Consider the following 19,036-nt stretch of genomic DNA (forward strand, 5'->3'; position numbering starts at 1 on the left):
CGTCCGGGGGGTCCGGTGCGAGGTGCGGGGGTGCGGTGCGGGGATCTCGTCCGGGGGGTCCGGTACGAAGTGCGGATGCGGGGGTCCGGCCCGAAGACTCCGGCCCGAGGACTCCAACCCGAGGACTCCGGCCCGGGAGTCGACCCGGGACGCGAAGAGGCGGCCGCCCGTCCGGGAGAGGGGGACCGGGGCGGCCGCCGTCGGGGACCGCTGCCGGCTCCCGTGGGGGTACGGTTCGCCTGCCCCGCGGGAGGCGGCCCATACCCGTCGCCACACATCCCCCACGAAGCCCGTTCGAGACCCCCATGCGCCCGGCGGACGCCGCGGGGCACCGCGGCGCGGCCCTGCCGGGGCCGGACGCGGGGCGCGTCACCGGCGGACCGGCCGGCGCCCCGGCCCCGTCACTCGGTGCAGCCCTCCTCGCCGGAGGCCAGCACCGCGCAGGCGTTCGCCTGTTCCGCGTTCTTCACGGCCACCATCGCGGTGTACGTGACGGTGTCGCCGGCCTCGGTGATGTCGTTCGTCTGCTTGGCCTTGCCCGCGCTGATCTCGACGGCGTCACCCTGGGCGGCCTGGGTGATCCGCCCCCAGGCGGCGGCGCAGGTCTCGCTGTACCGGACCTCGACGGTGGCCGTGCCGACGGTGGCCGTCTTGGCCGTGGTCACGAGGTCGCCGCTGCACCCCATGTTCTCCGCGTCCTTGCCCGTGCAGCTGTCACCGCTGCACTTGACGCCGGGAGGCAGATTCGCGTCCGCCGACGCGGTGGGCGACGGGGAGGTGGCGACGGTGTCCTTGTTCTTGGCGTCCTCGATGCTGGTGACGTAGAGCCCGGCGGCGATCACCACCAGGGCGCCGATGGCGCCCGCGACGAACGTCGAGGTGCGCCGCTTGCCACCCGGGCCGGCCGGTCCGCCGGAGCGTGCGCGTCCCGCGGGCGGTGCGCCGTGCGCGCCGGAGGAACCGGGAGTGCGACCGCGCCCCGCGGGCGGCGTGGCGCCGTGGCCGGGACGGGCGTGCTGCGACGGCCCGCCGTGACCCGTGACGCCCCAGGAGTTGGTGTCGGAGGCACCCTCGCGCCCGCCGACGGCGTCCCGGACGTCCGTGGCGGACGGCTGCGGGGGAACCGACGGCGAGACACCGGCCGGACCCGCGACCCCCGGCCGGACCGCGGCGCCGCCCTTGCGCGCTCTGCCGCCTCCCTGGGGGCCGGCGAGTTCGCTGAGCGCCGCGCGCGCCTGGGAGATCCGGATGGCCTCCATGGTCATGTCGTGGCGCATCTCCGAGCGGCTCCAGGCGCGCTCGGCCAGCTCCCACATGGTCGTGAGGTGCATCGGGTTGGTGCCGGTGACCTCGGCCAGGGCCACGATCGCGCCTTTGGGCGCGAGCAGCCGGCCGTTGAGATACCGCTCCCAGGACGTCTTGCTGTAGCCCGTCCGGTCGGAGACCGACGCGACGCTCAGGCCGCTGCGGTCCACCACCCGCCTGAGCTGGCTGGTGAACTCCCTGATCTGCGGATCGAGTTCCTCAGGCAAGGCCTTCCAACGAGGCATTGCTTCCCCCCTCTTCCCCCCGGTACGTGCTGGTATTTCCCTCGCGCATGGTGCCCTTTGGCCGAGTCCGGTTCTGGCTACCCACAGGGATGCCGCCAGTGAGGATCTCAGTTCCCGGGGTGGGGGCGCACGGGAGCGTCAGGGCGCGGGCGTGCACCCTCGCACGCCTACTTGCTTGCGTCCAGTCTCCCACCGGCGCCCCCCTGTTCCGAACGGAACCCGGCACAAGCGCGCGGAACGCCCCGGAACTTCCGGTTTGTCCGTGCGGCCGCAGGACACCGGTCCCGGCCCGGGCGTGACCGCCTGCGCCCACGGGCCGAAACGTCCGCGCCGTCGCCCTCCCGACCGGGGCACGGCGTCCTCCTGACCCGGCACGACGCCTCCCGCTCCGGCCAGGCGCCCTCTCCCCCGCAGGCACGAAGGTCGCGAGGCGGTCCGGGGAATCCGCGGCGCGTAGCGGAACGGTCACTTCCGTGCCACAGCGGCACCACACCCGTTGAACAGGCCGTTCGCCGTACCGGAAGGTTGTTCCCACGGCGGCCCGTCCTTTCACGGGGGTGAGGGCGGGCCGCCGTACGACGCGCTGGGGCCTGTCGTCCGGATCACGGCGCGGGGACCCGGCGGTGTCCTGCCCGCCCCGCGTCCTCGGGGTGATCCCGGCGACAGGCCCCCTGTTCCGAGCCGCCGGCGCTGTTCCTAGCCGCCGGCGCTGTTCCTAGCCGCTGACGGTGAAGTGCAGCAGGTCCTTCAGGAACGGGATCTGCAACTTCGGATCCGGCTGGACCATCAGCGCCAGCACCACGATCCCGGTGCCGAGCACCCCGTACGTGACGATGTCCGTGAACCGGGAGCGCACGGCGAGCATGCCGACGTCCGGCACCACCCAGCGCAGCACGGCACCGGTGAGCAGGGCCACCCCGACCAGCAGGGTGCCGAGCCGGAACAGGTCGGACGCCGTCAGCAGCAGCCCCAGCCCGACCAGGACCAGGACGGCCAGGATCGGCCACTGCCGAGCGGGCGCGGGGGCGTCACCGGCGGCCGCGCGGCCACCGCCCTCGGGGCGCGCGGTGTCCCGGGTGAACAGCGGGAAACGGCGGGTGGCGCGCCGGGGCCGCCCCTGGGCGTCGGGCGCGCTGACCGGGTCCCGGACGACGATGTCCTCGTCGCCGGCGTCCTCTGCGGGGGCCTCCCCCTCGGGGGCGTCGGCGCCGGGGGCGTCGGCGGCAGCGGCGTTCGCGACGTCGGCGGCGGGGCCGTCGGCGGGGCGTCCGCCGTCCGCCTCCGCACGGCGGCCGTCGTCACGGACGCCGGGGCGTGCGTCACGGCCCTCGACCGGCTCGTCGGCGGCGTCGCGCACCCGCTCACCGGCGCCGCGGGGGCTCCTGTCAGCCGACACTGCGCTCCGCCGCCTCGACCACGTTGACCAGCAGCTGGGCGCGGGTCATCGGACCGACGCCGCCGGGGTTGGGGGAGATCCAGCCGGCCACCTCGGCCACGTCCGGGTGGACGTCGCCGACGATCTTGCCCTCGGCGCTGCGGGAGACACCGACGTCCAGGACGGCCGCGCCCGGCTTGACGTCCTCCGCCCGGATCAGGTGCGCGCTGCCCGCGGCGGCCACGATGATGTCGGCACGCTTGAGGTGGGCCGACAGGTCACGGGTGCCGGTGTGGCACTGGGTCACCGTGGCGTTCTCGCTGCGCCGGGTCAGCAGCAGCGGCATCGGACGGCCGATGGTGACACCGCGGCCGACGACGACGACCTCGGCGCCCTTGATCTCCACGCCGTAGCGGCGCAGCAGGGTCAGCACGCCGTTCGGGGTGCAGGGCAGCGGGGCCGGCTCGTTGAGGACGAGACGCCCGAGGTTCATCGGGTGCAGGCCGTCGGCGTCCTTGTCCGGGTCCATCAGTTCCAGGATGCGGTTCTCGTCGATGCCCTTGGGCAGCGGCAGCTGGACGATGTAACCGGTGCACGCCGGGTCCTCGTTCAGCTCGCGGACGACCGCCTCGATCTCGTCCTGCGTGGCCGTGGCCGGCAGCTCGCGCTGGATGGAGGCGATGCCGACCTGCGCGCAGTCCCGGTGCTTCCCGGCGACGTACTTCTGACTGCCGGGGTCCTCCCCGACGAGGAGGGTGCCGAGGCCGGGCGTGACGCCCTTCTCCTTCAGCGCCGCCACGCGGGCGGTCAGATCGGACTTGATCGCGGCTGCGGTGGCCTTGCCATCGAGAATCTGGGCGGTCATGCCCCCATCCTCGCGGATGACGGGCCCCCGGTTCCAATCAGCCCGGACGACGGACGGCAGCAACGTCCGCGAACGCGCACACCGCGACCGCCGCACATCCCGTCCGCCCTTGTCCCGGGCCGTTCCGCCGCGCAGCCGCCATGATCGACGATGTTGCACTTGCACAACACCTGCCGCGCGCGGCTGGACAAGTAAGAGAAAGGTCAAGAACGATGAGTCCAGAAGTGCCGCGGGCAGAACCGGGGGGACGGACCGCATCCACAGGACTTCCTCCGAGCCGTGCACGCGTCGTCCCCGCACGAGCGACAACGGAGGAAGGACCGCCATGAGCTTCGGCGACCCGAACAACCCCTACGGGCAGCCGCCCCAGCAGCCCCAGCAGGGCTACGGCCAGCCCCAGTACCCCGGAGCACCGCAGCAGGGAGGCCACGGGTACCCGGCGGCGCCGGCCTACGGCGGACCGCCGCCCGTGCAGATGCCGATGCCGGGCACCGTGAAGGGCGCCCGCATCATGCTGTTCGTCCTCGGCGGCTTCCAGGTCGTCGGCGGCCTGTTCATGATGATCGCCTCCAGCTGGTTCACCGAGTACTTCGAGGACGCCGCCAACAGCGATCCGAACATCTCCGCCGAGGACGCCGACCGGGTCGTCAGCATCGGTGTCGGAGTCATGATCGTGTTGGGCGCGATCGTGATCGGCTTCGCCCTGTGGGCGATCCTCACCGCGGCCAAGTTCGGCACCGGCCGCGGCGGTGTGCGCGTCTCCGCGATCGTCTACGCCTCGTTCGTCATCCTGTTCAGCGTGATCAGCCTGGCCAGTGCCAACCTCTTCGCCCTGATCAGCCTGGTCCTGGGCATCCTGATCGTCGTCTACTGCGCCAACAAGAACGGCGCCGCCTGGTTCAACCGGCCCAAATTCTGAGCCACGGGCGCCGGTTGCGCCCCGCGCACGCCCGTCCCGTACCACCGCACGGGGCCGTGCCTCACCCGTACGAGGGAGGCACGGCCCCGTGCGTGCGTCCTAGGCTGGTCCGGGGGAGCCGAAGGGCACAGGGGGACGCAGCCTTGTACCGCAACGTCGTCGCACCTCCGCCGGCCACGGGGGGCACGGGCACAGGACGTCAGGTCCGCGCCGGGAGCGGGACGGCCACGCGGCCGGACCGGTACGGCCGGTGAGCGAGAGGTACGCCGTGACGGTGCCCCAGGGGTACCGCGTCGGCGGGTGGGAGGTGCGCGAGCCGATCGCCACGGGCGCGTTCGGCAGCGTCTACGCGGCCCGGCGCGCCGACGGCGGGGACACCCCGCCGCGCACGGCGGCCCTGAAGTTCCTCCCGACCGGCACCGCCACGCCCCGCCAGCTGAGCCACCTGCGGGACCTGGCCGAGCGTGAGGTGGAGCTGCTGCGGCGGCTGCACCGCCCGCGGCTGATCCGGATGTACGAGGCGCTCGTCGTCGACGACCCCGGACACCCCGCGCTGGACGGGGCCACCGTCCTGGTGCTGGAGCGGGCCGAGCGCTCCCTGGCCGGTCTGCTCGCCGACGAGCCCCGCCCCGGCGCGGGACCCGAACTGCTCGCCCAGATCTGCGAGGGGCTGGCCCAGCTGCACGGCGCGGGCTGGGTGCACGGCGACCTCAAACCCGCCAACGTGCTGGTGATGGCGGACGGTTCGGTCCGCCTCGGCGATTTCAACATGGCCGCCGAACTCGACGGCACCCACGCCTACACCCCGGCCTTCGCCACCCCCGACTACACCCCGCCCGAACTGCTGTGGTCCCGCATCGACGAGCGGGGCCGCCGGATCCGTCCCTCGGCGGACATCTGGGCGTTCGGGGTCGTCGCCCACCTCGTCCTCACCGGCACGTTCCCGCTCCCCGGCGCCACCCCCGCACTGCGCCGGCAGGCAGCCACCCTGTACGCGCGCGGCTCCGAGGAACTGCGGCTGTCGGCCGGACTCCCCGACGCCTGGCGGGACATCGTCCGCGCCTGCCTGACCCGCACCCACGAGGAGCGCGTCGGCGTCGAGGACCTGCTGCGCCGGGTGCGGCAGGCGGCAGGCCGCACCCGCGCCTCCCGGCTGCCCCGCCCTCTCCGGCCGCCCCTTCGGCGGCTGCGGCCCCGGATGCCGCGCGGGCGCGGCCGTTCCCGCCGGGCGGTGACGGTCGCTGCCGCCCTCGCCACCGCCGCGGTCGCCGCCGTCGGCTACGGACTCGGCGTCCGGACCGGCGACCTCTCCGGCAGCGGCGGCCGGGCCGCGACCGCGAGCGGCACCGACGCCGCGGCCGCCACGTACGGGGCGGACGTGCTGCGCACCGACCGTGGCGTGCCGCCCGCCTACCGGCTGCTGATCGTGCGGACGGCGCAGGACTGCGGGCGGCCCGTCGTCACCCCGGCGCTCATCGCGGCCATGCTGAAGGTGGAGAGCGACTTCGACCCGAACCTCGCCGACCCCGCCCGCGACGAGTACGGCATCGCCCGCTGGACCCCGAGGGTGCTTCGCTGGTGGATGCACGAGGACGGCACCCCGGGCGAGACCGTCCCCGAACCGCCGTTCCCGCCCGCCGAGTCCATCCCGGCCATGGGCCGCTACCTGTGCTGGATCGAGCCACGCCTGGACACCCATCTCACGGACGACCGCGGGGTCCTGCTGGCCGCCGCCTACCGGACCTCGTACCGGAAGGTGAACGAAGCGGGCGGCGTCCCCCCGAAGTACCGCAGCTACACCACCCGCGTCGCGCACTACGTCGAGCGGTACACGCCGCCGGGGGCGGGGTGACCGGGGCGGGGTGATCCGGGCGGGCCTCCTCCGCGGGCGGCCGATACCCCGCGGCGGCGGATCGCCGCAGGGCGGCGGCGCTGCCCGGCCCCTCCGCGACGGAGGACCGGGCAGCGCCGCCGTCCGGGCCGGAGCGCTGCTCAGGCGCTCGGCGTGGCCCGGACGGGCTCCGGAGGCGCGGCCGGCTCGGTCCCGTGGGGGCCGGCCGGGGCGGCGCCGTCGTCCGCGGCCGGCTTCCGGAGGTTGAGCACCACCAGGAACGTCAGCGCGAGGCCGACGGCGATCGCCCAGGTGGCGGTGGTGACACCGTCCATCAGCCGTCCGGTGTCCTCGGTGCCGCCGCCCACGGCGCCGGCGACGGCGATCAGCACCGCCAGACCGACGGCCCCGCCGATCTGCTGGCCGGTCGTCGCGATACCGGAGCCGATGCCCTGGTCGGCTGCCCGCACTCCGGTGGTGGCCGCGGCGAACATGGTGGTGAACACGATGCCCTGGCCCAGCGAGAGCACCAGCAGCGCCGGCGCGATCCGGGCGTACGAGGCGTCCTGGCCGAGCGTGAGCGCGAGGACGACGGTGCCGGCCAGCCCCATGGTCAGCCCGACGAACAGGGTGGTGCGCACCCCGAACCGGGTGGCCCACCTGCCGCCCACGACGGTGCCGACGAGGACACTGCCGGACGGCAGGACGAAGGCGAAGCCCGTGGTCCAGGCGGAGTACCCCTGCACGACCTGCCAGTACTGGGTGAGGAAGTAGGCCAGCGCGCCGAAGGTGGCCATGAACAGGAACGTGATCCCGGCACCGGTCGACAGGTTGCGGTTGCCGAACAGCCGCAGCGGCACCATGGGGGCCGCGCTCCGGCGCTCGATGACCAGGAACAGCGCGAAGGTGACGACGGCCACCGCGAGCGAGGTCAGGACCTGGCCGGAGCTCCAGCCCGCGTCCGGGCCCTGCACGAGGGCGAACACGAACAGCGTGGAGGCGAGGGTGCCGGTGACGGCGCCCGGCAGGTCGAAGCCGCCGCCGACCTGCGGGGTGTCGTCGGGCAGCAGCCACACGGCCACGACCATGGCGGCGCCGGCCAGCAGCACGTTGACGTAGAAGACCGAGGGCCAGCCGAAGGCGTCGGTGAGCAGACCGCCGAGGATCGAGCCGAGCACCATGCCCGAGCCGCCGGCACCGCCCCAGACGGACAGGGCGCGGTTGCGCTCGGCCCCCTCCGCGAAGAGCGTCGTGACCAGGGACAGAGTGGCCGGCGCGAGGAAGGCACCGCCCAGGCCCTGCACGGCCCTGGCGGCGATGAGCAGCCACGGGTCACCGGCGAATCCGCCCGCCAGGGACGACGCGGCGTACAGGAAGAGGCCGAGGACGAACATCCTTTTCCGGCCGAAGAGATCGGTGGCCCGGCCGCCGAGCAGCAGGAACCCGCCGAAGGCGACGGCGTAGGCGGAGACCACCCACTGCAGGTCCTGGGCACCGAAGCCGAGGTCCGCCCCGATCTCCGGCAGGGAGACGAAGACGATGTTGTAGTCGATCGCAATGATCATCTGGGCGAAGGCGAGCAGTGCGAGCACCGCTCCCAGATGACGCGGCCGTGTCGAGTGGATGCCGGACACGCCGGTTCCTTTCATGGTGGCCCGTCAGCGGACGGGCGGGAGACGGGAGAGACGAAGAAGGCGAAGAGAGGGGACAACAGCAGGAAGGGCAGAGGGAAGGAAGGAAGGAAGGAAGTGAGGGAGGGACGGAAGGAGCGGAGGAGCGAAAGGGGCGCCAGGGGACGGAGGGAGAGGGACCGGAGGACGGGAAAGTGCGCGAAGGGCGAGGAGCGAAGGGTGAGGAGCGAAGGGTGAGGGCGCGGCAGGGGAGCGGAGAACGGTGACTCAGGAGGCAGCGGGCGCGATCAGGGCCTGACCTGGGCGCTGTGTCTCTCCCGCGTCCCGCTGAACAGGCCGACGGGGACCGGAGACACGGTGACGGGGCCGGCGGCCGGCCGAACCGAAGCGCCGCCGCGGACCTGCCGTTGCCGCTACCGGGTGGAACATCGGGCTGACCACGTGGAGGACATGGCTCCAGGCTCGGCCGCACGCCGGTGCCCTGCCAGTGCGGGCGGAACATAGTGGTCGTGCCAACAGCCAGGAATGGCCACGGAGTACGGGACCCACGCGGACCCGGGATGCGCCCCCTGCGCAGCGACAGCCTGGGCACGGCGACGGGCGGGCGCGCGAACTCGGCCCCGGCCGGGCCGGGGCGGTGGGCGGGACCCGGCCCGGCAGCGCATCGGGGTCCAGGGACCGCCGGGACCCGGGGGCAGCCGGACGGCGGCCGACGGCGCCGCCGGGGCGCGGCCACCGTCCCCACAGCTCGACGGGGCGGGGGCTGGGCCGGGTGGGCCGGGTGGGCCGACTACCCGACGAGCGTGGGGGGATGGCCCAGTGGGCCCGACCGCACGGCCGCCCGGGACCGGGGTGCGTCGGCCGTGCGAGGGCCGCCCGGGAGCAGCATCGCCCGGTGGGTGACGAGCCCGGCGCAGGCCGGGGCGGTCGCCCGGCGGACCGCCGAGGCGGTCAACGGGCCCCGCGCACCAGGCCGTCGGAGCCGAGACCGTTCGCCTGCCGCGAGGGCGTGACGTGCGACAGCCTGCGCAGCGCCGCCTCCGTCCCGGTGCCCGGGGTCGGCAGGAACACCGTCAACCGCACCGCGATGCGACGGGTGAAGTCCAGTGTGGCGCGGCTGAAGTGGAGGTCGCCGACGGCCGCGTGGGTGAGGACCTCGGGGCCGCAGGAGTCCTCCAGCACCTCGTGCCGCTCCCACAGCCGATCGAACAGGGGGCTCGTGGCGCGGAGTTCGTCCACCAGCGCGGGAATCGCCTTGTCCTCGACGTGCGGTGCGGCCTGGCCTCGGAAGCGGGCGACGACGCTCGGGGCGATCTCCTCCCAGAGCGGGTAGGCGGACCGCACGTGGTCGCTGGTGAAGAACTCCCTGAGCAGGTTGTACGGCCGGCGGTCCGCGGGGAGACCGGGGCCGGGGCCGGGGCCGGGACCTGCACCGATGAGGTCGCCGTCCGCGCGCTCCCCGGCCATGCCGAGAAGCGTCTCGGCCGCCGCGTTGGCCACCACGACGTTCCACGCGTGATCGGCGATGTACGCGGGATTGGGCCACCAGTTGTCGACGAACGGGCGCATGGCCTCCGCCTCCGGCGGAGCCTGCGGCAGCGGCGGTTCGGCTTGTACCCCGGCGAGCCGACGCAGGTACAACCGCTGGTTCTCGCTGAGGAGGAGCACCCGGGCGATGGAGTCCAGCACCTCGCCCGACACGTTCTCGGCGCGGCCCTGTTCGATCCAGGTGTACCAGGAGACGCCCACCCCGGCGAGCAGCGCGACCTCCTCGCGCCGCAGGCCCGGCGTCCGGCGCCGGCCGGCGTCCGGCAGTCCCACCTGGGCCGGGGACACCTCGGCCCGCCGCGCCACGAGGAAGCGGCCGAGTTCGCGGAGGTGCGGAGGCGCCACGCGCCTCGTCGAAGCGCCGTTGCTCATCGGGTGCGGTCCCCTTCCGTGGAGGTGGCGGAGCCAGGGGACGTACCGGCCGATGCGGCTCCCCCGTGCCGTCACCTCGGCAACACCCCTCCGTCCGGGTTTGTTTCCGCCGCCGGGCCGCGCACAGCGGTAGGCGGCCCGTCGCCCGGAGGGCACTCGACGTCCTCGGCCGGGTGCCAAAGGGCGCGGGGGACCCCCTGGGCCCAACAGGTGCCGGTTCAGGAAGGAGCAGCCGCCGCGCGGCTCGATCCGGCGCCGTCCGCCTCCCGCAGGGCCGAGCGCAGCACGGCGGCGCCCGTCGGGGTGAGGGTGTGCAGCACGGTCTGGCCGTTGCGGACCGAGGTGACGAGACCCGCGTCGCGCAGCGCGGAGGCATGTCTGCTGGCGGCGGGGGCCGAGATTCCGGCTGCCCGCGCGATCTCGCCGGTCGTGGCGCCTCCGGACGCGGTGCGCAGGGCGATCGCACGGGCGCGCCCGAGGAGGTTCGTCAGTGACCGCCCGGGGTCACGGGTGTGCGGGGCCTCGGGTTCGTGCAGCAGGGAGTACCAGACGACGGGCGGGAGACCGGGGTCGGCGTAGGCGACCGGCTCGCCCCAGTTGAAGTACGACGGGACCAGTGTGAGCCCGCGGCCGTTCAGATGGAGGTCCCGGTCCTCCGCCTGCCGGGGGTAGGCGACCTCCAGCACGGGCGGACGCCACCGCAGCATGGGGTCCAGTCCGGCGAGCATGCCCTCCACTCCCCCGTCGAGCAGGCCCCGGCAGCGTGCCGCCCGCTCGGCCTCGATGCGCGCCTGGACACGCTCCGCATGGGGGGCGATGACGGTCCGGTGGTAGGCGCGCAGCAGCCCCACCAACTGCTTGCGCGCCTGAAGGGCGTCCAGCCGCCGGCTCCAGGCGGGTGCTCCGACGGTCCGGTCGAGGATGCCGATCTCCGTCCTGACCCGTTCCGCGGGCGTGGCGAGGACCGACTCCAGCCCCGCGTCCAGACCGTCCACGGCGTCGACCGGGGTGAGGAAGTCCGGGAAGTAGGCGGCCCTCGGACACAGGGGCAGCAGAACGTCATGCACGGCCCGCTCCAGACCGCTCTCCCGCATCTGCTCCCGTGCGGTGCGGTACCACCCGGTGTAGGCCCACCGGCCCTTCCGGGACTGGAGCCTGTGCAGACTCGCGGTGATCTCGAAGAGCGGGTCAGGAGCCGGGGCGAGCCGGGTCCTGGCCAGGTCCACGTCGGTGAAGTGAATGCGCAGCATGTCGTTCCCCCCGATGAGCCCGAGTTCCCGCCGCCCGGCGCGCCCCCGTTGCCGCCCGGCGCGACCGACCGGACGAACGTACGGCGCCTGACTCAAGGTCCGATAAACGAGGGCGCAACGACCCTGAAAAACAATGCCTTTGACCTGCAGCGCAAAAGCCCGGCTCACCGCGGGTGCCCGGCGTCCGGCCCTCCGTCGGGGAAGCCCGTGAGCCCCTACCATCGCTCCGGAGGGAGCAGGAGTGGGCGGTCGGGGCCACCGCAGCGAACGGTGCCGTCACCGGGCCCGACGGCCGGCCGGAGGAGTCGTCGTCGCACCGATCCACCTGCTGCGCTGCCTCTTGTTGCACTGGGGAAAGTTGGCCCCGAGACATCGGGGAAGGGGGAACGACTCCATGTACAGCATCATCGTCGTGCCGCCGTCGGGCGGTGCCGGGACCGAACAGATCAGACTCGGTGCGGGGGAACGCGTCGGGTTCGGCCGGGCCGGCCGGCAGAACAGCCTGGTCATCTCGCACGGGGGAGTGCCGCGGATCGCCGGGGAGATCGCCGCGCACCGCACGTTCTGGCTGCTGAGCAACCTCAGCGAGGACCAGACCTACGTGGTGGAGAACCCGGAGGGCGCGGGGGAACACGTCAAGGTCGCGCCGGGCCGGGTGGACGCGCCCGTACCCTTCGAGTTCTCCCGGGTGACGCTGCCCGCCGCGGGCGATCTGCTCACCTTCGACGTCTGGGCACCGCGGCACGCGTTCCGCAGCGCGGAGCGCCACTCACTCGCGGGATCCGCCACCGTGCCGGCGTTCGACCTGGACCGCACCAAACGGTACTTCGCGGTGCTCATCGCCCTCTGTGAGCGTCGTCTGCGGGGTGAACCGAACGCCCCGCTGCCCGCCGTCGAGGAGATCGTGGAGCTGCTGCGCCCCAGTTGGCCCAAGGTCACCCGCTCCGCCGTCTACTGGAACATCGACTACCTGGCCGTCAAGTTGCGGCTGCGGCCGGGCCGCGAGGAGGCGGCCCGGCACGGCCGTCGTGTGCACGGCAAGAAAGAGTCGCTGGCCTCCCTGGCACTCCGTTTCGACCTCGTCCGCGAGGACGACCTGGTGGTCCTCGCGCCCGCCCCGAGCGGGGTGGCACGGTGACCTCGGGTCCGTACGCGGTCACCGTGCCGAAGGGCTATCGGATCGGCGCGTGGGAGGTGCGCGAACCGCTCGCGTCCGGCGCGTTCGCCACGGTCTACCACGCGGTCCGGTACGCCACGCAAGAGCGCGGCCTGCCGCGCCGAGCGGCGCTGAAGTTCCTGCCGACCGGCACCCGTACCCCGCGCCAACTGCACCACCTGCGCGATCTGGCGGAACGCGAGGTGAAGGTGCTGCGGCGGCTCCGCTCACCGCGGCTGATCCGGATGTACGACACCCTGACGGTCGACGATCCCGACCGTCCCGAGCTGGACGGCGCCACCGTCCTGGTCCTGGAGCGGGCCGAGGAGTCCCTCGACGCCGTACTGGACCGGTCCGCGGTCCCCGAGGCCGCACCCGTCCTGCTGGCCCAGATCTGTGAGGGCCTGCACCAACTGCACCACGCCGGCTGGGTGCACGGCGACCTGAAGCCGGCCAACGTGCTGATGATGGCGGACGGTTCGGTACGGCTCGGCGATTTCAACACGGCGGCCGAACTGGAGGGCACCCACGCCTACGCCCCCGCGTTCGCCACCCCGGACTACACACCGCCCGAACTCCTCTGGCCCGAGATCGACGAACGCGGCACACGCGTCCGGCCGTCGGCCGACGTCTGGGCCTTCGGTGTCCTCGCCCACCTCACCCTCACGGGAGCACTCCCACTGCCCGGCGGCACCCCGGAAGCCCGCGCCGACGCGGCGATGCGCTACGCGCGCGGCCGGGAGGAGCTGCGCCTGTCCCCCGAACTCCCCGCCGCCTGGCGGGACATCATCCGTGACTGCCTGGCTCCCCAGAGCGCGGACCGGGTCCCCGCGAAAGCCCTGCTGCGTCGCGCCGAGCAGGCCGCCGGCGTCTCCGGATCACCCCGCCTGGCCAGGCATCGCCCCCGCTTCCGGCACCGTCATCCGGTCCTCACCGCGGTCCTGACGGCGGCCGCGCTCGGGACGACCGTGACGGCGGTCGCCGTCCACGGTCACGTCACCGCGCAGGACGGGACGCCGGTGTACGCGGCCCTGCCCAAGGAGCACGCGTTCCCCACCGGGCCCACCGGCAACGTCGTCTACGGCTACCACCACTGCCCGCAGGACAGCATCTGCTTCTTCAGCGAGCACAACGGCAACGGCCTGATGTGCGCCTGGCACGGCGACGACCCGGCGGTGGCGTACTTCCGCAACACCGGGTTCCGCCCCGCCGACGCCGACCGCCGCCGCACGGCCCAGCGCACCGGCTGCACCCCGGTGAACAGCATGGGCAACCTGGCGGGCACGTACGCCCCACGCTCGCACAAACTCATCGACAGCTGCTCGTCGTTCACGGCGGTGTTGGACTATCTGACGCCGTGGTGACCGGCGGAGAGACGCATGAGCCCATGGAACGGAACGGACCCGGACGACCGGGATGTACCGGCCTCGCCAGGCCACGGCACACGCATGCCGCACTGCGGGTGCACGACCACTTCGAACTGGGGCACAGCAACCTCGAACATTCCAGGTTCCCTGATGCGCAAGGCGGCATCACCTTGATTCGACGGCATTCGCAACGACTGCCGTCGAACTCGATCACGAAGGAACCTCGTGTTGCAGACGCAAGGAAAGCTCGCCATCGCCACCGTGGCCGCAGGCCTCGCGGCATTACTCGCCACCACCCCCGCCCATGCCGCCTACTCACAGAACTCCGGCGCCTACAGCAGGTCATTCGTCGACGGAGCCGGAAAGCTCACCGACGACTTCGGCGACCACTTCGAGGAACTCGGCAATTCCCTCTGCCAGGGCTGCGGAGAATCCTGGGGCACCGACATCGTCGTTCTGTGGCAGAGCATCCTGGTGGCCGACGACCTACTGAAGATCGATGACATCGACGGGAAGTTCGGCTCCGGAACCCGGAACGCGACCCTTGCCTGGCAGAAGCGCTACGGCCTTTCCGCGGACGGCATGGTCGGTGACAAGACATGGGGCAAGGCCGACGACCGGCTCGTGTGGCTCTCCAGCACCATCATCTCCTACACCGGTAAGTACAACACCGGCGCAGTGACCTTCCACCGCGGCAGCACGTCGAAGAAGGAGGACGGCGGCGCCTACAAGCTCGCCGCCGTCTACCGGTACGACCGCATCAAGTCGATGCGCGGCACGCGGATCCAGCTCCGTTCTCTGACCACAGTCTGAACCACCAGCACCCCTCACCTGGAGGACAGCACTCATGCCTGGAACTCGCTGGACGCTCGGGCTCGGCACCCTCGGCGCAGCAATGTCCCTGTTACTGGCCGTGGGCACCGCCCACGCCGCATACGCAGGGAATTCGGGTGCCTACAGCACCTCGTATGTGGACGGTGCAGGATCTGTCACCGACGACTTCGGCGATCACTTCGAGGAACTCGGCAATTCCCTCTGCCAGGGCTGCGGGGAATCCTGGGGCACCGACATCGTCATGCTCTGGCAGAGCATCCTCGCCGCCGAACACCTTCTCGAACTTTCCGAGATCGACGGGTACTTCGGCACTCAGACTCGGCGGGCCACGGTCAAGTGGCAGTCGTTCTACGGCCTTACCGCAGACGGTAAGGTCGGCGACAAGACCTGGGGCAAGGCGGACGACCGGCTCCGCTGGAGCAACAACGGCTCAACCGTGGGATACATCAGCGGCATCAGGTACGGCTCTGTGACGTTCCATCGCGGCAGCAGTTCCAAGAGCCGGGACGGGGGCGCCTACCACCTGCACAAAGTGAACCGGGGCGACGGGGTCCAGGTCTTCTACAACGGGACACGTATCCACCACCGCAGCAAGACCATCAGCTAGAACCGGACTCCGAACGGCCGTGTCACGGCCGGCCCCGCCGAACACAACCACCCGCTGTCCCGTACCGCAGCCGTACCGGTACGGGACAGCGGCTGCCGTGTCAGTGGAAGAAGTGACGCGTCCCCGTGAAGTACATCGTCACGCCCGCCTTCTTCGCGGCCTCCACGACCTGCTCGTCGCGGACCGAGCCGCCCGGCTGCACCACGGCCTTCACGCCGGCCTCGGTGAGGATCTCCAGGCCGTCGGGGAAGGGGAAGAAGGCGTCCGAGGCGGCGAAGGAACCGGCGGCGCGCTCGGCGCCGGCCCGTTCGACGGCCAGCTTCGCGGAGTCGACGCGGTTGACCTGGCCCATGCCGACGCCGACGGAGGCACCGTCCTTGGCGAGCAGGATCGCGTTGGACTTCACCGCGCGGCAGGCCCGCCAGGCGAAGGCCAGGTCGGCGAGGTCGGACTCGCCGAGCGCCTCTCCGGTGGCCAGCGTCCACTGCGCCGGGTCGTCGCCGTCGGCCTGCAGGCGGTCGGCGACCTGGAGCAGGGCTCCGCCGTCGATGGGCTTGACCTCGACGGGCGCGGCCGGGCCGCCGGGGGTGCGCAGGACGCGGATGTTCTTCTTCCTGGTGAGGGCCTCCAGCGCGCCCTCCTCGTAGTCCGGCGCGACGATGACCTCGGTGAAGATCTCCGCGACCTGTTCGGCCATCTCCCGGGACACCGGCCGGTTGACCGCGATCACCCCGCCGAACGCCGACAGCGGGTCGCAGGCGTGCGCCTTGCGGTGCGCCTCGGCGACATCGGCACCGGTCGCGATGCCGCACGGGTTGGCGTGCTTGATGATCGCGACGGCGGGCGCGTCGTGGTCGTACGCGGCACGGAGCGCGGCGTCGGTGTCCGTGTAGTTGTTGTACGACATCTCCTTGCCGTGCAGCTGCTCGGCCTCGGCGAGGCCGCCGGTGCCGGAGACGTAGAGCGCGGCCGGCTGGTGCGGGTTCTCGCCGTAACGGAGGGTGTTCTTCCGCTCCCAGGTGGCGCCGAGGAAGTCGGGGAACCGCGACTCGTCCACCGGGGCGTAGTCGGAGGCGAACCAGCTCGCGACGGCGACGTCGTAGGCGGCCGTGTGCTGGAACGCCTCCGCGGCGAGCCGCTTGCGGGCGGTGAGGTCGAAGCCGCCGTCGCGGACCGCCGCGAGGACGTCGCCGTACCGGCCGGGGCTGGTCACCACGGCGACGGAGGGGTGGTTCTTGGCGGCGGCGCGCACCATGGAGGGACCGCCGATGTCGATCTGCTCCACGCACTCGTCCGGCGTGGCCCCCGAGGCGACGGTCTCGCGGAACGGGTAGAGGTTGACGACCACCAGGTCGAACGGCTGCACGCCCAGCTCGGCCAGCTGCTCCCGGTGGGAGTCCAGGCGCAGGTCGGCGAGGATGCCGGCGTGGACCTTCGGGTGCAGGGTCTTGACCCGGCCGTCCAGGCACTCGGGGAAGCCGGTGAGCTCCTCGACCTTGGTGACCGGGACGCCCGCGGCGGCGATCCTCGCGGCGGTGGACCCGGTGGAGACCAGCTCCACCCCGGCCTCGTGCAGGCCGCGCGCGAGGTCTTCGAGGCCGGTCTTGTCGTAGACGGAGACGAGCGCCCGTCGGATGGCCCGCTTGTTGCTCTCGGCGGTCACTGGATAACTACCTTTCGTCCCTCAATGCGATAGCCGTTGCGGGCGAGCCGCCCCACGACCTCGACGAGCAGCCTTCGCTCGACGTCCTTGATGCGCTCGTGCAGAGCGCTCTCGTCGTCCCCGTCCCGGATCTCCACCACGCCCTGCGCGATGATCGGACCGGTGTCGACGCCGTCGTCGACGAAGTGGACGGTGCAGCCGGTGACCTTGGCGCCGTAGGCCAGTGCGTCCCGCACCCCGTGAGCCCCCGGGAAGCTCGGCAGCAGCGCGGGGTGGGTGTTGACGAACCGCCCCCCGAAGCGGGCCAGGAACTCCTTGCCGACGATCTTCATGAAACCGGCGGACACCACGAGGTCCGGTTCGTGGGCGGCGACGGCCTCGGCGAGCGCCGCGTCCCACGCCTCCCTGCTCGGGTGGTCCGCCACGCGGCACACGAAGGTCGGCAGGCCGGCGCGCTCGGCGCGGGCCAGTCCCTCGATCCCGGCCCGGTCGGCGCCCACGGCCACGACGTCGGCCCCGTACGCCTCCGCCCCGGTGGCGGCGATCCCGTCGAGGAGTGCCTGGAGGTTCGTACCGGATCCGGAGACCAGCACGACGAGACGCCGGGGGCGTTCGGCCACGGGCTCGGCAGCCACGGTGGGGCCCTTTCTCGGGGAGCGTCTGCACGGTCGACGGCACAGCGCTTTGTTCATTCATACGAATGCTTCGGGCCCCCGGATACGGGGAAGCCTACGAAGCGGCCGACCGTCAGCAACGATACCGGCACACCGGGCGGCCCCCGCGGGACGGGGGCGTGGCCGGAAGGTAGCGTCTGGGAAGAGCTGATCCGGGAACGCATGAGGCACACGGGGAACGCCGCCCGCGCACCGAGCGTTCACGGAGAGACGGACCCGGGCCGGAGTGCCCTCGGGCACGCTCCAGCTCAGTCGTAGTCGATGCGCCGTGCGCGGCCCCCAGCGCCGCACCACGCCGTACTTCACAAAGGGGAAGACGCTCACTTGATGCCGGACCGCAGCCTGCGATTCCTCACGTTCCCCCAGCAGTTGCCGCAGGGAGGGGAGCGTGGCGCCGTGCTGCTGCGGGAGCGCCCCTCCTCCCCGCCCGACGCGCCCCGGGGCGGCGGTGACGGCGACGACGGGCGCCGCGACTCCCGGGGCGGACGGGAATCCGGGGGCTCCCAGCAGGACAATCCGTTCGCGCCGCCGCCGGAGGGCACGCCCGACCAGCCGTGGCAGCCCCGGCACCCGTCCGGCGACGAGGGCCGGGACGACTCCCGCGGCGACGGCGGACGCTCCCTGTGGGGCCGGCAGTGGAGCGACCGGCAGCCCGGCCGTTCCTCCGGCGGTTTCGGCGACCGGCCGCGCGGCCCGGAGAACCAGGGCGGCGGACCGCAGGGCCCGTCCGGCATGCGCTGGGACCCGACCGACCCGGCCCAGCGCCGTGCGCGCTACGCCCTGCTGTCCGGCATGTGGGCCTTCTTCTTCGCCCTGTTCAGCTGGCCGTACGTCGCTCTGCTGCTGGGCTCCCTCGCCCTGTACTGGGGCATCAGCGCGCTCCGCGCCAAGCCGCGCTCCGGCGACCAGGACTCGACGGCCGTGGAGCCCAAGGGCCGCCCCCAGACCACGGCCGCGGTGAGCGGCCTGGTCACGGCCTCGCTCGCGCTCGCCCTGGTGGCCGCCTCCTTCACGGCACAGCTGGTCTACCGCGACTACTACACCTGCACCAACGATGCCCTCACCGAGGTCGCCAAGGAGTCCTGCGACGAACTCCTGCCTGACCAGCTGCGCGGGCTGCTGGGCATGGAGGAGTGACGCCGCCCGGGGCCCGGATGCCCGGGGCCCGGCCGTTCGCGGGCCGACGCCCCGGCGGTGCTGCCGCCGCCGGGCGGTATCCGACACCGGCCTGACCCTCGGCCATACCTCTCTGCTGATTTCCACGCGCAGTGGGGGCCGTCCCGGGGTCTGACGGATCTACCGGTCTGACGGGTCTGACCAGCCAGACGGGTCTGACGGGCCTGACGGGTCTGAAGTGCTTGATCGGCCTGATGGGTCCGAGGGGTTCGAGGGGG

General features: G+C 72.8%; 15 protein-coding genes. 7 read left to right on the forward strand and 8 right to left on the reverse strand.

Features of this window, described 5'->3' with window-relative positions; genetic code table 11:
• Positions 1 to 401 precede the first annotated feature (401 nt).
• The 3 genes from ACSU53_RS11680 to ACSU53_RS11690 form a co-directional block, all read right to left on the reverse strand.
• On the reverse strand, positions 402 to 1,550 hold the full coding sequence (locus tag ACSU53_RS11680; RefSeq protein WP_437027080.1) for a DUF2690 domain-containing protein: 1,149 nt from the start codon (positions 1,548 to 1,550) through the stop codon (positions 402 to 404).
• A 715-nt stretch (positions 1,551 to 2,265) separates the two neighbouring features.
• On the reverse strand, positions 2,266 to 2,907 hold the full coding sequence (locus tag ACSU53_RS11685; protein WP_437033142.1) for a DUF3017 domain-containing protein: 642 nt from the start codon (positions 2,905 to 2,907) through the stop codon (positions 2,266 to 2,268).
• Between the two features lie 28 nt (positions 2,908 to 2,935).
• Positions 2,936 to 3,790 carry a bifunctional methylenetetrahydrofolate dehydrogenase/methenyltetrahydrofolate cyclohydrolase gene (locus tag ACSU53_RS11690; RefSeq protein WP_437027082.1) on the reverse strand — a complete coding sequence of 285 codons (855 nt, stop codon included), beginning with the start codon at positions 3,788 to 3,790 and terminating at the stop codon, positions 2,936 to 2,938.
• A 325-nt stretch (positions 3,791 to 4,115) separates the two neighbouring features.
• Between ACSU53_RS11690 and ACSU53_RS11695 the strand changes: the two genes are divergently transcribed.
• Entirely contained in the window at positions 4,116 to 4,709 is a 594-nt protein-coding gene (locus tag ACSU53_RS11695) for a hypothetical protein (protein WP_437027084.1), read from the forward strand.
• A gap of 250 nt (positions 4,710 to 4,959) precedes the next feature.
• Complete coding sequence (locus ACSU53_RS11700; RefSeq protein ID WP_437027086.1) at positions 4,960 to 6,561, forward strand: serine/threonine protein kinase; 1,602 nt, start codon at positions 4,960 to 4,962, stop codon at positions 6,559 to 6,561.
• A 140-nt stretch (positions 6,562 to 6,701) separates the two neighbouring features.
• Here ACSU53_RS11700 and ACSU53_RS11705 read toward each other — a convergent pair whose 3' ends face one another.
• The 3 genes from ACSU53_RS11705 to ACSU53_RS11715 all read right to left on the reverse strand — a co-directional run bounded on the left by ACSU53_RS11705 (position 6,702) and on the right by ACSU53_RS11715 (position 11,341).
• Positions 6,702 to 8,174 (reverse strand): MFS transporter, encoded by a 1,473-nt coding sequence (locus tag ACSU53_RS11705; protein WP_437027088.1) that lies wholly within the window; start codon positions 8,172 to 8,174, stop codon positions 6,702 to 6,704.
• A gap of 948 nt (positions 8,175 to 9,122) precedes the next feature.
• A complete protein-coding gene (locus ACSU53_RS11710; protein WP_437027090.1) occupies positions 9,123 to 10,091 on the reverse strand; it encodes a helix-turn-helix transcriptional regulator in 969 nt (322 codons plus the stop codon).
• Positions 10,092 to 10,309: 218 nt separating this feature from the next.
• The gene (locus tag ACSU53_RS11715) at positions 10,310 to 11,341 is read right to left on the reverse strand and encodes a helix-turn-helix domain-containing protein (protein ID WP_437027092.1); all 1,032 of its coding nucleotides are present in this window, start codon (positions 11,339 to 11,341) and stop codon (positions 10,310 to 10,312) included.
• Positions 11,342 to 11,735: 394 nt separating this feature from the next.
• Here ACSU53_RS11715 and ACSU53_RS11720 point away from each other — a divergent pair, with 394 nt between their 5' ends.
• The 4 genes from ACSU53_RS11720 to ACSU53_RS11735 all read left to right on the forward strand — a co-directional run bounded on the left by ACSU53_RS11720 (position 11,736) and on the right by ACSU53_RS11735 (position 15,305).
• Complete coding sequence (locus tag ACSU53_RS11720) at positions 11,736 to 12,479, forward strand: FHA domain-containing protein (protein ID WP_437027094.1); 744 nt, start codon at positions 11,736 to 11,738, stop codon at positions 12,477 to 12,479.
• On the forward strand, positions 12,476 to 13,861 hold the full coding sequence (locus tag ACSU53_RS11725; RefSeq protein ID WP_437027096.1) for a serine/threonine-protein kinase: 1,386 nt from the start codon (positions 12,476 to 12,478) through the stop codon (positions 13,859 to 13,861). Before ACSU53_RS11720 ends, ACSU53_RS11725 begins: the two co-directional genes overlap by 4 nt.
• A 228-nt stretch (positions 13,862 to 14,089) precedes the next feature.
• Entirely contained in the window at positions 14,090 to 14,677 is a 588-nt protein-coding gene (locus ACSU53_RS11730) for a peptidoglycan-binding domain-containing protein (RefSeq protein ID WP_437027098.1), read from the forward strand.
• 82 nt (positions 14,678 to 14,759) lie between these two features.
• Positions 14,760 to 15,305: a peptidoglycan-binding domain-containing protein gene (locus tag ACSU53_RS11735; protein ID WP_437027100.1), complete on the forward strand. Its 546-nt coding sequence runs from the start codon at positions 14,760 to 14,762 to the stop codon at positions 15,303 to 15,305.
• 100 nt (positions 15,306 to 15,405) lie between these two features.
• Here the strand turns inward: ACSU53_RS11735 and purH are convergent, their stop codons facing one another.
• Together purH and purN are read right to left on the reverse strand one after the other, a co-directional pair.
• Complete coding sequence (gene purH, locus ACSU53_RS11740; protein WP_437027102.1) at positions 15,406 to 16,968, reverse strand: bifunctional phosphoribosylaminoimidazolecarboxamide formyltransferase/IMP cyclohydrolase; 1,563 nt, start codon at positions 16,966 to 16,968, stop codon at positions 15,406 to 15,408.
• Positions 16,965 to 17,603 (reverse strand): phosphoribosylglycinamide formyltransferase, encoded by a 639-nt coding sequence (gene purN / locus ACSU53_RS11745; RefSeq protein ID WP_437027104.1) that lies wholly within the window; start codon positions 17,601 to 17,603, stop codon positions 16,965 to 16,967. The genes purH and purN overlap by 4 nt, the downstream gene beginning before the upstream one ends.
• A 366-nt stretch (positions 17,604 to 17,969) precedes the next feature.
• On the opposite strand from purN, the gene ACSU53_RS11750 reads away from it, so the two are divergent.
• Positions 17,970 to 18,779 carry a hypothetical protein gene (locus tag ACSU53_RS11750; RefSeq protein WP_437027106.1) on the forward strand — a complete coding sequence of 270 codons (810 nt, stop codon included), beginning with the start codon at positions 17,970 to 17,972 and terminating at the stop codon, positions 18,777 to 18,779.
• Positions 18,780 to 19,036 lie beyond the last annotated feature (257 nt).

It is taken from the genome of Streptomyces sp. enrichment culture, assembly GCF_964273255.1.
GTDB lineage: Bacteria > Actinomycetota > Actinomycetes > Streptomycetales > Streptomycetaceae > Streptomyces.